This window comes from Exiguobacterium sp. HSB13 (assembly GCF_056764755.1).
In genome coordinates this window covers 140,238-154,626 of record NZ_JBUZOM010000004.1, presented here as the reverse complement: position 1 = coordinate 154,626, position 14,389 = coordinate 140,238, and the positions used below count along the sequence as shown (strand labels likewise).

Below are 14,389 nucleotides of genomic sequence, written 5' to 3'. Positions count from 1 at the left end.
TGACGACTACTTTTAAGAATACAAAAGAAATCGTCAGGAGTGATGTCATGGATTTATACCATAGTAATGATGAACAATTCGATTGACTGCTTGACCCGGTGTCTGATCGTACCAGTTCTGTTGGAACTTCTGCATGTGTTGACGACATTCTTCAAGTATCACATCAGACATGATCCACTCCATCAACTGCTCCATCCGTTCAGTCTGTCGGACAGGTAGCGGTTTCGGATATTGATCAACGAGCCCTGGTAGTTGTCGGTATGTGTCAATGTCCGGTGTATACAAGAACGCCGGAATGTTGAGGAGACAACTTTCAAATGGAATGGAAGAATAATCAGTTACGAGAACATCTGTGATCAGCAAGTAATCATTGATCTGATACGTATCGTCTAGAAGATGGATATGGCTAGAACGATAGGTAGAAAGAGCTCGAATCGTCGGATGTAATTTAACGAGAATCGTCCATCCCGCTTGAGCAAGTTGTTCGAACTGTTGAATCGTATGATCTTCTGTCCCTTTGTATTCCCGGTATGTCGGTGCATACAATAAGATCCGACGGTCAGTCTTTGCGTATTGTTTTCTTAATTCCAGTGTTTTCTGCTTTCGTTGCTCCTCATCAAACCAATAGTCCGTTCGTGGCATGCCGAATGGTTTAAAATGGGATCGTTTTAAGTCGTGTGGTGTCATGAACTGTGTCGCACAGCGCATTCCCGGTACGATGAAATCGCCATATTCCTGATAAACACGTCGAAATCGATTGCGTACTCGTTCCGATACGAACAGACTTTTTGAAGAGGTCAGTCCAAATTGCTTTAATGTTCCTGCCGCGTGCCATAGCTGGATACGTCGTGCTCCTCGTCGCGTTGTTGCGACACTGAACTCTGCGACATAATTATCGACGAAGACCGTCCGGGAGGTCGCAAGCAAATACGCCAGTCGAACGAATCGTAAACGACGAAATCGAAGAGTCCGATCTGACTTCCACAGATCCGGCTGCTTCATGAAATGATGATCATATACAAGATACCGTTTCTCACTTGGCAATTCCTGCGCTAAGCGATCATTAACAGGTTTTGCGTTATCACCATACGTCATCCAAAACAAAGTGACTGATCGAAGCGGTAGCCATCGAAAGACACCATAACAAATACGAAACAACAATAAATAGACCCATACGATTCCTTCTCTAACCACTTTCATCCTGCCCTTCTACGAAGAAAGACCGCACGTCGATCGTGTGGTCTCCTCTTCAATCACTTCGAAGCTAATTCCGTTTTAATCTGGCTTGTAGAGATGCCTTCAGTCCGGCTGAGGTAAACGACTTCACAGTGCTCTTTCAAGAAGTCGAACTCACCTTTCCAGTCGTCACCCATGACGAAGAGATCAACATCATGTTTTTGCACATCTTCTACTTTTTGATCCCAACTGTTTTCTGGAATGACTTCATCCACATAACGGATGGCTTCAAGGATCATCTTCCGATTCTCGAAGTTGTGGTAAGACTGTTTATGTTTCAAACGATTGAATTCGTCTGTCGAAATCGCGACGATGAGGTAATCGCCCATCTCTTTTGCACGTTTTAAGATGTTGATGTGACCCCAGTGCAATAAATCAAATGTTCCGTACGTAATAACCTTCTTCATGATTTTGCTCTCCCTTTTATCCGTAAATTCTCTTTATGATCGTCTTCATCGCCCGTTCTGAAGCCTGCCCATCATCCCATTGACAATACGTCTCTTGGAACGCTCGGAATGCTGATGCATACCGTGTGTGCCAATCATCCAACTGATTCAATTCTTCAAATAGTGCTGTTTCAGTGGATAATAATGGTCCCGGTGCCTCCTGTTCAAAATCGAAGTAAAATCCGCGCAACTGATCGCGATAATGTTCTAAGTCATACGTATAGAACAAAATCGGACGCGATAAATGCGCAAAATCGAACATGACAGAAGAATAATCCGTGATCAAAGCGTCTGACGCCATATATAGCTCCGCGATATCCGGGTAGTCCGATGTATTTCGAACGGATGGATAAGCAGTGACGTCGAGACGACTTCCGACTAAATAGTGCATTCGGATAAGCAGGACATATTCATCCCCAAATCGCTTTTCAAATTCCTCCAACGAAAAGGGCAGCTCAAATGAATATTTCCCTTGACCTTCGAACGCATTATCTCGCCAAGTAGGTGCATACAGCAAGACTTTTTTTGAAGAATCAATCTCATAGTGGCGATAAACCGTTTCTTTGATTTTAGCATGCCGTGCCTCTTGATAAAATATATCATTTCGAGGGTATCCAATTTCTAGCATCTCACCTTCAAAAGCAAATGCCCGTCGAAAGATTGAACTAGAATAGGCATTCGGAGAAATTAAGCCGGACCATTTTGCAGTCTCCTGCTTAAATCCTTGCTTGTACCGCTCAGTCGTCGTATTCGCCATTTGGACATCATCCATATCAAGCGCGAGCTTTTTGAGCGGTGTGCCGTGCCATGTCTGGAGATAATACGTTTTTTTCGGTTTGATCAACCAACCCGGTAACCGACTGTTTGATACCCAGACCCGTGATGTCGCGAGCAAATAAATCCAGCGAAATGTCAACCGATCTACTGTCTTGACGTCTGGTGGAAACGTAACACCTCGTTGTTTACTAAAAATCAACTCACACTCCGGATGCATCGTACGCATCAATTCGTAGATGGCGCGCGGACTGTCACTATATTGTTTTCCGAGAAAACTCTCGAAAAGGACTCGATTTCGTTTTTGTGGAAACCATGTAAAGACTTTCATGACGGTCTGTAGACCGTATTCAATAAAACCTGTTCGTTTGATCCACTGTTTTACTTGATCTTTCAAGTGAAGAGCTCCTTCTTAAGTCAATTAATCACAGCTCATCATAACAAAAAGCGCATCCATTTGGAATTGCTATTTGTTCGCATGTAGCGGAAAGGTAAATCAAACGCCGTCGTGTTTTTGACGATTCCTTTACGGTGGCTGAACGTCTCGAAACTATACTTGCCATGATATCCACCCATGCCACTCGCCCCGACTCCACCAAATGGTAAATGATGCTGTGCGACGTGCATCAATGTATCGTTGACACATCCGCCACCGAATGAAATCCGTTCAAGGATACGATGTTCGACGGCTTTGTTCTCTGTGAACAGATAAAGTGCAAGCGGTTTATCACGCTCATTGACGAACGCGATGACTTCTTCGATTTCACGGTAGGTCAACACCGGCAGGATCGGTCCGAAGATTTCGTCTTGCATCAATGGAGCATCCACCGCTACATTCGTCATGACGGTCGGCGCCATCTTGCGCGTTTCCGGATCGACTTGTCCACCGAATTCAATCGTCCCTTGCGACAAGTAACTGCTGAGACGATTCAGATGATCGTCCGATACGATTTTGACGTAGGATGAGACACCGACGCCATTCCCGTACTGTTTGAAGGCTTCTTCTTCAATCAACTGCAAGAAGCGTTCTTTGACGTCTTCATGGATTAATACGTAATCCGGTGCAATACATGTCTGTCCGGCATTCAACCATTTTCCCCATGCGATCCGCTTCGCTGCTAGACGAAGATCCGCATCCTTGTGAACGATCGTCGGTGATTTTCCACCCAGTTCAAGTGTGACCGGCGTCAAATGCTTCGCCGCAGCCTGATGCACAATTTTTCCGACGCGTGTGGAACCCGTAAAGAAGATATAATCAAAACGTTCGTTTAATAAGGCGCTACTGACTTCAGCATCTCCTTCTATAACGATTCCGAATCGTTCATGGAATGCCGTTTCAAAGACTTCTCGTAATACACGAGAGACATTCGGTGTCAGCTCGGATGGTTTAAGGACGACCGTATTCCCCGCCGCAATCGCACCAATGACCGGAGCAAGTGCCAGCTGGAAAGGATAGTTCCATGGTGCGATGACAAGAACGTTGCCATAGGGTTCGTACTGGATTTCACTTTTCGATCCGATATGCAGAAGCGGTGTTGCGACACGCTTCGGGCGTGCCAGCCGACGGAGTTGTCGCTCCATCCGTTGAATCTCTCCATAAACGAAACCGATTTCCGTCGTAAAAGCATCATGCTGTCCTTTATTAAGATCTTGTTTTAATGCCTCATAGATCGCAGCTTCATGCGTTTCAATCGCTTGGCGTAAGAACGTCAGCATACTTAAGCGAAAAGCTAGACTACGTGTTGCACCTGTTTGGAAAAAGTGGCGTTGCGTCTGAAGACGTTCTGAAAGCACTGTCTCTGTCATCGTTGTTTCCATCCGAGAATCTCCCCTTTAACTGATCTATAACACTGATTTCATCTTACCATATCTCTTTTTCGATATGAAAAAAGACGGAGAGGCTTCTCCGTCTTGCTTCTTATAATTGAATCGCTGTCTCAAGTGCAACTTTCATCATATCGTTGAATGTCGTTTGGCGCTCTTCCGATGTCGTTTCTTCTCCTGTCAACAGGTGATCTGAAATCGTCAAGATCGTCAATGCATTCACTTTATGTTTCGCAGCGAGAGTGTAGAGTCCTGCTGCTTCCATCTCGATCGCGAGGCATCCGAAATCTGCCCATTTTTTGAAGTGATGGAAATCATCTTGATAGAACTGATCCGTCGTGAAGATTTGACCGACTTTTGCATCGATGCCTTGTTCTTTAGCTGCTGTATACGCTTTATGCAACAGATCAAAAGAAGCTGTCGGTGCGTAGTCTAATCCGTTAAAACGAACACGGTTTTGTGCCATGTCATGAGAAGCACTCATCGCGATGACGACGTCACGGACTTTAACGTCTGGAGTGATACCACCTGCAGTACCGACACGGATTAAGTTTTTTGCACCGTATGACTGAACGAGTTCGTTCGCATAGATTGACATCGATGGTACACCCATGCCTGTTCCTTGAACCGAAACTTTTTTCCCCTTATAAGTACCTGTAAAACCATACATTCCTCGAACTTCATTGTAGAGAACGACATCCTCTAAAAACGTCTCAGCGATGTATTTGGCACGTAACGGATCTCCTGGAAGTAAGACCGTTTCGGCTATTTGTCCTTCAGCTGCGTTAATGTGTACACTCATGTACGATTCCTCCTCGATAGTCGTTTAAATCGACAACAATTCACGAAACTCATTCGGTGTCATACCGAATTGTTTTTTGAACACTTTCCGAAAATATTTATCGTCCTGATATCCAACTTCAAGTGCGATTTCATAAATGCGCGCTTCCGTCTCACTTAATAACTCTTTCGCCCGATTCAAGCGAATCGTTTGAATGTAATCAGATAAGTTGACAGAAAAACGCTGTTTGAAGCGTCGTGATATATACTCTCGGCTCAAGTAAAACCGTTCGCTCATGAATTGCAGTGTCAATTCTTCCGCATAATGCGTTTCGATATATTTGGCGATTTGATCAATCGCTTCTCTTGATTCCACTACCGGATGGATACATTCCATCGCACGGGACAAGGCATCATTGAGTACATCCGGATCAACCGGCTTCAATAAATAATCAAAGGATTGATGCAAAATGGCACGTCGCATATACGTATAATCATCATACCCTGTCAGCACGATCGTGACGACCTTTGGATGATGATTTTTTGTCCATTCTAGTAACGTTAATCCATCGAGTCCTGGCATTTCGACATCTGTCAGCATTAAATCAATCGTTCCGGTATCCAGTAAGCGTTTTGCTTCTTCCCCATGCTCCGCCTCATAAATACGTGAGACCTGCCAACTGTCCCATTCTCCGAGCAGTTTGACCGCTTCCCGTACATGTTGTTCATCGTCTACGATCAACACGTTCATGCCAAGTCCCCCTTCTCATATGGAATCCGAATCACGATTTTAAATCCGCCCTCTACAGCTGAAGAAGAGAGCGTCATATTTGCTTCCTCCCCGTAAAAAATCAAGAGTCGTTCATAAATATTATGGAGACCAATCCCACTCGTCTCAAGATCTTCCGGGCTACGATGCATCCGCATTTTTCGATCAATCTCTTCAAGCCGTCCTGTTTCAAGGATGGCACCGCTATTCTCGATTTGAATGATGAGACGTCCACCATCCGTCCGTACTTTGTAAGCAAGATAGTTTTCCGTCGCTGCTAATTGTTGTCGGAAAGCATGCTTAAAGTAGTTTTCGGCGAACGGTTGCAAAATCATCTTCGGCACTTCAATATCATTGAGATGCCACGGAACGTCGACGATGTAACGAAACCGTTCTGGAAAGCGTTGCTGTTGCAATCGAATATACGCCTGGAGATGATCGACTTCTTGTTTTAAGGTCACGATTGTCTGCTCATTATTCATCGAATAACGCATCATTTGGGATAATCCGGTGATCGAGCGGTACGCAATCTTCCGGTCTCCTTGTAATGTCGTCGTACCAATGGATTGCAAGGCATTGAATAAGAAGTGCGGATTGAGCTGGGATTGTAATGCCCGGAGCTCATTCGTCCGATTCTCAAGTGCCAGTCGATACTCCCGTTTGATTAAACGATCGATGCGTTGAATCATACGTTGGAACTGGCGGTTGAGTAACCCAATCTCGTCATTCGTCGTCGCAACGAATGGCGCTGATAAATCCCCTTGTTCGACTCGCCAGACATTTGCCGTCAACTGTTTGATTGGTTTCGTAATCTGCATGGCCACGAGACTTGCGGCAATGATCATGACGAATAGTGAGACGAGACCAATCAAAACAAGAATCAATGCCGTTTCGTTCGCCCCTTGGATGACCGACGCATATGGAATTCGTTTGACGAGTGTTAGCGGAACGCCATTTGTCATCGTCTTCGAGTAGACGATAAACGATTTTCCGACACGCAAACTCCCACTCTGCCCAGTAAATTGATCGACTGGTAATTCCATCTCTGCTCCAGTTTGAGCCAAAACACGCTGTTCTGTCATCAACCATAACGACTCTTCTGGATCATTCTCGAACAACTTCAACTGTTGTTCAAACACACGAACTGGGATATCCACCGATAGGAAGCCGAGCGGCTCATCTGTCTCAACACGATCGATGCGATAACGAAAACTAACGACTTGTTTCTCATCCAGAATCATCGTGTGGACATTATAGGGTTCAATGGTGTGCGCTTCGTCAATCAACCAGCCACTTTTTTGTTTCATCAATTGAAAATAATCCGTTTCTTGCATCCAATCAAACGTTCCCCGACTCGTTGTTTTCATATTGTAGACCGAATACTCCGAATAACCATTTAAGATGACGAAATGTAACTGCTCGATATCCTGACGTGATAAAAACAGACCTAACATCGCCCGCGAAACGACTCCATCGGATTCGTCTAGTTCCTGATCTGCTCCGACACGCATGATGTTCATCAACGAACGGTTCGCATACAGACTCGTCGATAGACGGCGGATATCCTCTATGTAATGGGTCACCTGTGTGTTCCCCCGTGTTAACACGTTCAGGCTAGAACGTTCCGCCTGTTCAATGTTTTGGTGCCGCACATACAAATAGGAAATCGATGTCGCGAGGGCTGTCGGAATCAAGATTGCCAGGACAACGAGACGAATCAAACGCGTCCGGATACTTTTCATGAAAGGCGCCCCCATCCTTTTTCTTGTAATCAATCGTATCATAACCTTGAATCCGCTTACATCATTTCCTGATATTCTCTTTCGCGATTCCGATAAAAAATTCTTTTTTGTTTCGACTTGATTCCGAATGAATTTTACTATAATATCATCAATGTTCGTTTTTTAATCAATTTGTTATGAAGGTGGTCCTTTTATCCATGTTTAAACTTGCCGCACATCAAACAACCGTAAAACGTGAAATCCAAGCTGGATTCGTAACGTTCATTACGATGGCATATATTCTGCTCGTCAATCCGACGATTTTAGCAGATGCCGGTATTCCTCAAGCTCAAGCTTTTTCTGCGACGATCATCGCGACATTGATCGGTACGCTCTTGATGGGACTTTATGCGAATCTACCAATCGCAGTCGCACCCGGAATGGGACTTAATGCGTATTTTACTTATACACTTGTCGTTGGTGAGAAGATTCCATATCAGACAGCACTCTCAGTCGTCTTCGTCGCTGGTGTCATTTTCTTATTGTTATCACTCTCACCGATTCGTACGAAGCTGATTGAGATCATTCCGATGACATTAAAGCTTGCTATCACAGGTGGAATCGGTCTCTTCATTGCTTCACTCGGTCTTAAGATGTCAGGAATTCTCGTCGCTAGTGAAGATACACTCGTCACGATTGGCGCCTTGACGTCACCAGAAGCATTGATCACACTCATCGGACTATTGGTTGCAGCTATCTTGACGATTAAACGTGTACCAGGTGCAATTTTGTATGCCATGATCCTCTCTGGATTGATTGCATTCTTGACAGGTGAATTGAAGTTTTCTGATTCCTTCGTTGCGTTACCGACGTTACCAGAAGGATTGATCATCACGAATCCGTTCAACGCCATTCAAGACGTGTTCCAATACGGTCTGTTCAGCGGTGTCCTCTCCTTCGTTCTCGTGACGATGTTTGACACGACAGGTACGATGGTCGCTGTCGGAGAACAGGCTGGATTGATTGAAGAAGATGGGTCATTGAAAAACAGCGAACGTGCCCTATTATCTGATTCGACTGCGATGGTCGCTGGTTCATTGTTCGGAACGAGCCCAACAACCGCTTACGTAGAATCTGCAGCGGGCGTTGCTGCTGGTGGACGGACTGGACTTACGTCCGTGACGGTCGGGATTCTATTCGCATTATCTGCCGTCTTTGGACCGTTCGTTCAATCGATTTCGAGCGTTCCTGCGATTACTGCGCCAGCATTGATTTTAGTCGGTGCCTTCATGATTCAAAACATCAAACAGATTCCATGGGATGATTTCAGCGAAGCTTTCACGGCATTCCTCGTCATCTTGATCATGCCATTATCCGGTAGCATCGCAACCGGTATCGCATTTGGTTTCATCGTCTATCCGATCATGAAAGCTATCCAAAAAGAGCGTGTCCATCCACTCATCTATGTATTCGCGCTTCTCTTCTTCATCCAATTATTCTTCTTATAACAAAAAACATGCCTGTTCCGTCAGTTAATCGGAACAGGCATGTTTTTTGAATCACTTCTTATTTCTTCATTTTATCCCATGTCTTCGTGAAGTCCTGCAGCATCTCGTCGGCTGTTTTTTGCTTACCAACATACGCTTGCATGATCGCTCCGAACTCGTTTACAGCACCATCCGGATACTTGAACCAGTTCCATGAAATTGTTTTTCCGTCTTTCGAGTACGCTTGAATATCATCTGCAAGCGGTCCTAAATCCTTCGCTTCGATTGATTTGAAGGCAGGGATGAACTTGAATTTATTGACCATGTAGTCTTTTCCTGTATCAGACATCGCCATCCACTCGAGGAATTTTTTAGCTTCTGCTTTGTTCTTCGAGTTCTTGTTGACGACCCAGTTGTTTGGTACGCCGACAGGAAGACGATCCATTTTTTCTTTATCATCATTGATCGGCATCGGGATGAAGCCCATGTTGATGTCCGGATTGACGTCCGTAATCAATTGTTGTGCCCAGTTCCCTTGTTGAAGCATTGCTGTCTTACCTTCAGCAAATTGAGAGACTTGTGTGTTGTAATCCGTCGTTAACGGATTTTTATTACCGTACTCAATCGTTAAATCAAATAGATTCATGAAATCCTTGAACTGTTTGTTATCTTCGAACTTTCCTTTTCCAGAATTCAAGTCTGCGATGAACTGATCTGGATCATCCTGCTGTGCGACCGGAATGTTCAAAAGGTGATTACCGAGAATCCACCACTCGCCGTATCCAATCGAGAATGGCGTCACTCCGTCTGCTTTCAGCTTCTTAGAAGCTTCCGTCAATTCAGTTAATGTTTTCGGAAGTTCCGTGATACCGGCTTTTTTGAAGATATCTTTATTGTAGATAAAGCCATACCCCTCAAGGTTCATTGGCATACCATACAATTTACCATCAATCGTCATTGGTTCTTTTGATAGGTCCGTTAGATCACCGACCCACTTTTCATCTGACAAATCTTCTAACTTATCCTGCCATGTTTTTGCTTCCGTAAAGCCACCGTTGTTAAAGACATCCGGCTCATTACCTGAAGCGAACTGTGATTTCAGAGCCGCGCCATAGTCCGATCCACCACCGACTGTTTGCACGACGACTTTCGTCCCGGTTTCTTTTTCATACGCTTTTGCCATCTTTTCCATGTCTTTTGCGATTTCAGCCTTGAATTGGAATACGTTGAGCGTCTTACCGTCTTTTGAACCACTATCTTTCGAGTCATCGCTATTCAATGTACCGCCACCACATGCTGCCAAAGCGACGACCATCGCCGTCGTGACGACAGGTAATGCTGCCCATCTTCTTTTACGCATTCGGATTCCCTCCCTGATTTCGTTTCATTTCGTGCTACATCTTCACAATAAATGAAAACGCTTGCAATGAAGAGAGAGAAAGTTGTCCGGTGTGGTGGAAAATATTGAACAATCGTTATCCGAGTCTTTTTATCGGAATTGTTGTATCATGAAACTAGAGATTCTTTTATGAATAGGAGTTTGATGCCATGTCCTTGCAACTCACGATTTTATTGATTGGTATATTGCTGTTTGCCGCCGTCTGGACGACGAAGTTATCAAGCCGTCTGAATATTCCTGCTCTACTGATTTTTATCGCTCTTGGTATGATTGCCGGAAGCGACATTACGGGGTTCATTCGTTTTGACGATGCAGAACTGGCTCAGCTTCTCGGAACCGTTGCCCTCATCATCATCTTATTCGAAGGTGGTCTGCAAACGGTTTGGAAGGAAGTGCGTCATGAATTGGCCCCTTCCCTCTCGCTTGCGACGTTCGGAGTCTTCATCGCTACATCCATCGTTGCCGTTGCTTCCCATTATATTCTGGGCTTTAGTTGGGCGAATGCTTTTTTACTCGGCGCAATCGTTGGTTCGACGGATGCCGCTGCCATCTTTTCTGTCTTGAGTGGTCAGCCGATTCGACGGAAAGTCGGATCAACACTCGAAGTCGAGTCTGGTACGAATGACCCGATGGCCGTCTTTTTGACTGTCTTGTTTCTTGAATTCGTGACAAACCCTGAAGAAGCATCGCTCTTATCGGGACTTGGATCACTCGTTTGGGAAATGGCGATGGGACTTCTGATTGGTTTGTTGATCGGATGGGCAGCTTCGACCTTGATCAATCGGATCGATTTGTCCTCTTCTAGCTTTTATCCAATCATGCTCATGTCGTTTGCTTTCTTGTCTTTCGGTTTAGCTGATACGTTCCACGCCAGTGGATTTTTAGCAGTATATGTCACAGCGATCTACATCAGTAATCATGAACTCGTCTACCGACAGACACTCGTCCGTTTTACGATGAGTATGGCGCACCTTGCCCAAATCGGAATGTTCATCGTGCTCGGTCTGCTCGTCTTTCCGAAACAATTGCTCGATGTCCAGGTTATCCTGTCTTCCATTGCGCTGGCACTGATCTTAATTTTCATCGCTCGTCCTTTGTCAGTCTGGGTGAGTCTCCTTCCGTTTCGTTATTCGTGGCAAGAGAAGGTCTTCATTTCCTTTGCTGGTCTAAAAGGAGCGGTACCAATCATTCTCGCGACATACCCTCTCGTTGCCGATATCGAAAATGCATCGATGATCTTCAATATCGTGTTTTTCACAGTCTTATTATCAACGTTAATTCAAGGGAGTATGTTGACGTTCCTTTCCGAGCGGTTACGACTGAACGAAACACAGACTTCTGCTATCCATACCGTCATTGAATTCATGTCAATCGGTAAACCGAATGCGGAAATCATTGAATTGACGTTACCGATATCCCATCCATTCATTGGAATGACGATCTCAGAGATTGATTTGCCTCAGGAATTTTTGATCACAGCTATCATCCGTGATGATCAAATCATTACTCCACGCGGAGACACTGCCCTAGAAGGCAATGATCAACTGTTATTGCTAACGCCAAAACATCGGATCAAGACACTGAAACGATTCTTGTTTCCTCCCGCTTGATCTGTTCATGAAACAACGCAGTGGATCCTGAAGATCCACTGCGTTGTTTTTTACATATTCATGAATCTGATTGTTTCGTTTGTGCGTCTTGCTTCTGTTCCTTACGTTTCGCTTTGGCACGACGGTAGAGAACGTATCCACCAAGAATCACGACGATTCCACCTAAGATCCACCATAACTCTTGTTCTAACCCTTTTAGCATGGATTCAGCACGTTCTACTCCGAATCGTTCACCGACCCAGATGTAAAAGAAGGAAACTGGAAAAAGTCCAATACTTGAAGCGAGTAAATAGCGTTTGAACGAAAGACCAAACAAACCACACGGAATCGAGACGACCGAGCGCACGACTGGGAAAAAACGTCCGAACAAAGCAGACCATGTTCCGTATTTCCCGACGATGCGCTCCCCTTGCTCAATTTCTTTTTCTTTAATCAGTAACCATTTGCCGTACCGGATAAGTATCGGACGACCTGCATAACGACCTAGAAGATAAAAGACCGTCGCCCCCATCAGACTTCCTAAAAAACCGACCAGAACAGCAGCTGTCCAACTGACCGTTCCGTTCGACACATATAGACCGAGCAACGGTAAGCCCACTTCTGCCGGAATCAATTCCGTTCCAAGACCAACAATCATAATTCCTAAAAACAGCCAGAGATTGGATTCTCCGGCTGAAAACAACCATTCCAACATACGAATAACCCTCCGTTCATCCTCTCGCTGGACGGAGGAGATAATAAATGATGACGACTAATGTCGTCCAAACACCTGTGAAAATTCCGATAATCCCGACAATGAAGAAACCGAGTGCAACGATTGAGCCTGTCCGTTTATAATCCCGCCACATCGTCCGTAATCCTTTAATGTTGAACCAAAGGAATACAAGGAATAATACAGGGATGAGTAGTCCTATGATCAATAAAGAAGACATGTCTTCACCTCTTTCTTATTTATTGTTATCCCCATTCTACCAGGAATCGACACGTCTTTCCTCCGCCTGAGGTCGTACGAACCTAAAAAAGAGCACGCTCCGAATCGAAGCATGCTCTTTGCTTTATAAAACATCCTGTTTTGACGCTTTCTTACTATATATATGTCAGAGCAAGTGGACGCCTTCCGCTTGAAGACTTTTACGCGTCTCTTCCGACCAGACAGAAGCCTGGACTTCACCGATGTGACGTTTCTTTAATAAGAACATCGCCATACGGGATTGCCCGATTCCTCCACCCATCGTTAACGGTAGACGCTCTTCGAGCACACCTTGATGGAACGGGAACGCCAATTTATCCTCTTCTTGAGCAATCGCCGTCTGTTTTAAAAGCGCTTCACGGTCAACGCGAATTCCCATTGAAGACAATTCGAATGCTCCGATTTCTGGGTGGTGTACTAAAATGTCACCGTTGAGTGTCCAGTCATCGTAGTCAGCCGCTCGACCATCATGCTTCTCACCTGAAGCCAATGCCCCACCGATTTGCATGAGGAAAACTGCACCATATGCTTTTGTGACTTCTGTTTCACGTTCTTTCGTCGAAAGTGTCGGATACGCATCCTCTAGCTCTTGTGTTGTCATGAAATGAATCGTTTCCGGTAAGATTGCTGAAATGCCGTACTCCGCTTCCACTTCTTGCTCAACTTGACGAATCGTTGCATAGATCGCTTGTACCGTTTCTTGTAAATAAGCACTCGTCCGTTGTTCTTTCGTAATGATACGTTCCCAATCCCACTGATCGACGTGAATGGAGTGTGTCGCATCCAGCATCTCATCGCGACGAATCGCATGCATCAACGTGTATAAGCCTTCTCCTGCTTCAAATCCATACGTATGAAGCGCTTGACGCTTCCATTTTGCAAGAGATTGTACGATTTCAAGGTCTGCTGTGTGATCCAAGGCATCGAAGCGAATGATGCGCTCTACGCCGTTGAGATGATCGTTGACACCGAGTGTGCTTTCTACGAACAATGGTGCTTCGACACGTGTCAATCCGAGTGTCGTCGAAAAGCGTTCTTCAAAGCGTTTCTTTACGAGTGTGATAGCTTCCTGTGTGTGTTTCATCGATACGAGTGTTGTCATGGTGGTGTTCCTCCTCAATTGTGTTTTGAAAAAGAAGCCATAAAAAAGAGCCCTTCTTTCCCAAGAATATGGGACGAAAGACTCGGTTCCGCGGTACCACCCATGTTAGCAACGATGTTGCTCACTCAAAAGACGAATCACTTCATCTTCGGCCTTATGATAACGGACAGGCAACTCCGGCTACGCCTACTGACATTCGGGTTCGGGTAGCGACTCCGGGAGGTTCTTCGCATCTTGCTTCCGACTGGGCTCTCACCATCCCCAGCTCGCT

13 protein-coding genes and 1 other annotated feature (1 of these 14 running past the window's edge) are annotated in these 14,389 nt (G+C 45.1%); of the genes, 2 read left to right on the top strand and 11 right to left on the bottom strand.

Annotated elements, in window-relative coordinates; all coding sequences use genetic code 11:
* Window positions 1-45 precede the first annotated feature (45 nt).
* The 7 genes from ACZGCQ_RS15610 to ACZGCQ_RS15580 form a co-directional block, all read right to left on the bottom strand.
* Complete coding sequence (locus ACZGCQ_RS15610) at window positions 46-1,200, bottom strand: CDP-glycerol glycerophosphotransferase family protein (protein ID WP_029340859.1); 1,155 nt, start codon at window positions 1,198-1,200, stop codon at window positions 46-48.
* A 53-nt stretch (window positions 1,201-1,253) separates the two neighbouring features.
* Window positions 1,254-1,643 carry a glycerol-3-phosphate cytidylyltransferase gene (gene tagD, locus ACZGCQ_RS15605; RefSeq protein WP_029340858.1) on the bottom strand — a complete coding sequence of 130 codons (390 nt, stop codon included), beginning with the start codon at window positions 1,641-1,643 and terminating at the stop codon, window positions 1,254-1,256.
* 16 nt (window positions 1,644-1,659) lie between these two features.
* Entirely contained in the window at window positions 1,660-2,853 is a 1,194-nt protein-coding gene (locus ACZGCQ_RS15600) for a CDP-glycerol glycerophosphotransferase family protein (protein WP_481266796.1), read from the bottom strand.
* A 38-nt stretch (window positions 2,854-2,891) separates the two neighbouring features.
* Entirely contained in the window at window positions 2,892-4,274 is a 1,383-nt protein-coding gene (locus ACZGCQ_RS15595; protein WP_481266795.1) for an aldehyde dehydrogenase, read from the bottom strand.
* A gap of 100 nt (window positions 4,275-4,374) precedes the next feature.
* A complete protein-coding gene (gene deoD / locus ACZGCQ_RS15590) occupies window positions 4,375-5,082 on the bottom strand; it encodes a purine-nucleoside phosphorylase (protein ID WP_023467244.1) in 708 nt (235 codons plus the stop codon).
* Between the two features lie 24 nt (window positions 5,083-5,106).
* Entirely contained in the window at window positions 5,107-5,811 is a 705-nt protein-coding gene (locus tag ACZGCQ_RS15585) for a response regulator (protein ID WP_481266794.1), read from the bottom strand.
* Window positions 5,808-7,571 carry a sensor histidine kinase gene (locus ACZGCQ_RS15580; RefSeq protein WP_481266793.1) on the bottom strand — a complete coding sequence of 588 codons (1,764 nt, stop codon included), beginning with the start codon at window positions 7,569-7,571 and terminating at the stop codon, window positions 5,808-5,810. Before ACZGCQ_RS15580 ends, ACZGCQ_RS15585 begins: the two co-directional genes overlap by 4 nt.
* Window positions 7,572-7,768: 197 nt before the next feature.
* Here ACZGCQ_RS15580 and ACZGCQ_RS15575 point away from each other — a divergent pair, with 197 nt between their 5' ends.
* Complete coding sequence (locus ACZGCQ_RS15575) at window positions 7,769-9,058, top strand: NCS2 family permease (protein ID WP_029340854.1); 1,290 nt, start codon at window positions 7,769-7,771, stop codon at window positions 9,056-9,058.
* Window positions 9,059-9,116: 58 nt separating this feature from the next.
* On the opposite strand, the gene ACZGCQ_RS15570 is transcribed toward ACZGCQ_RS15575, so the two are convergent.
* Window positions 9,117-10,397 (bottom strand): ABC transporter substrate-binding protein, encoded by a 1,281-nt coding sequence (locus ACZGCQ_RS15570; protein ID WP_029340853.1) that lies wholly within the window; start codon window positions 10,395-10,397, stop codon window positions 9,117-9,119.
* Between the two features lie 188 nt (window positions 10,398-10,585).
* On the opposite strand from ACZGCQ_RS15570, the gene ACZGCQ_RS15565 reads away from it, so the two are divergent.
* Entirely contained in the window at window positions 10,586-12,046 is a 1,461-nt protein-coding gene (locus tag ACZGCQ_RS15565) for a potassium/proton antiporter (RefSeq protein ID WP_481266792.1), read from the top strand.
* A 58-nt stretch (window positions 12,047-12,104) separates the two neighbouring features.
* On the opposite strand, the gene ACZGCQ_RS15560 is transcribed toward ACZGCQ_RS15565, so the two are convergent.
* The 3 genes from ACZGCQ_RS15560 to asnA form a co-directional block, all read right to left on the bottom strand.
* A complete protein-coding gene (locus ACZGCQ_RS15560) occupies window positions 12,105-12,740 on the bottom strand; it encodes a DedA family protein (protein ID WP_051656215.1) in 636 nt (211 codons plus the stop codon).
* A gap of 16 nt (window positions 12,741-12,756) precedes the next feature.
* Window positions 12,757-12,978, bottom strand: coding sequence for a hypothetical protein (locus ACZGCQ_RS15555; RefSeq protein WP_481266791.1), 222 nt, complete (start codon window positions 12,976-12,978; stop codon window positions 12,757-12,759).
* A gap of 165 nt (window positions 12,979-13,143) precedes the next feature.
* On the bottom strand, window positions 13,144-14,118 hold the full coding sequence (asnA, locus tag ACZGCQ_RS15550; protein WP_029340849.1) for an aspartate--ammonia ligase: 975 nt from the start codon (window positions 14,116-14,118) through the stop codon (window positions 13,144-13,146).
* A gap of 66 nt (window positions 14,119-14,184) precedes the next feature.
* Window positions 14,185-14,389, bottom strand: a binding site (T-box leader); it runs 43 nt beyond the window's last position.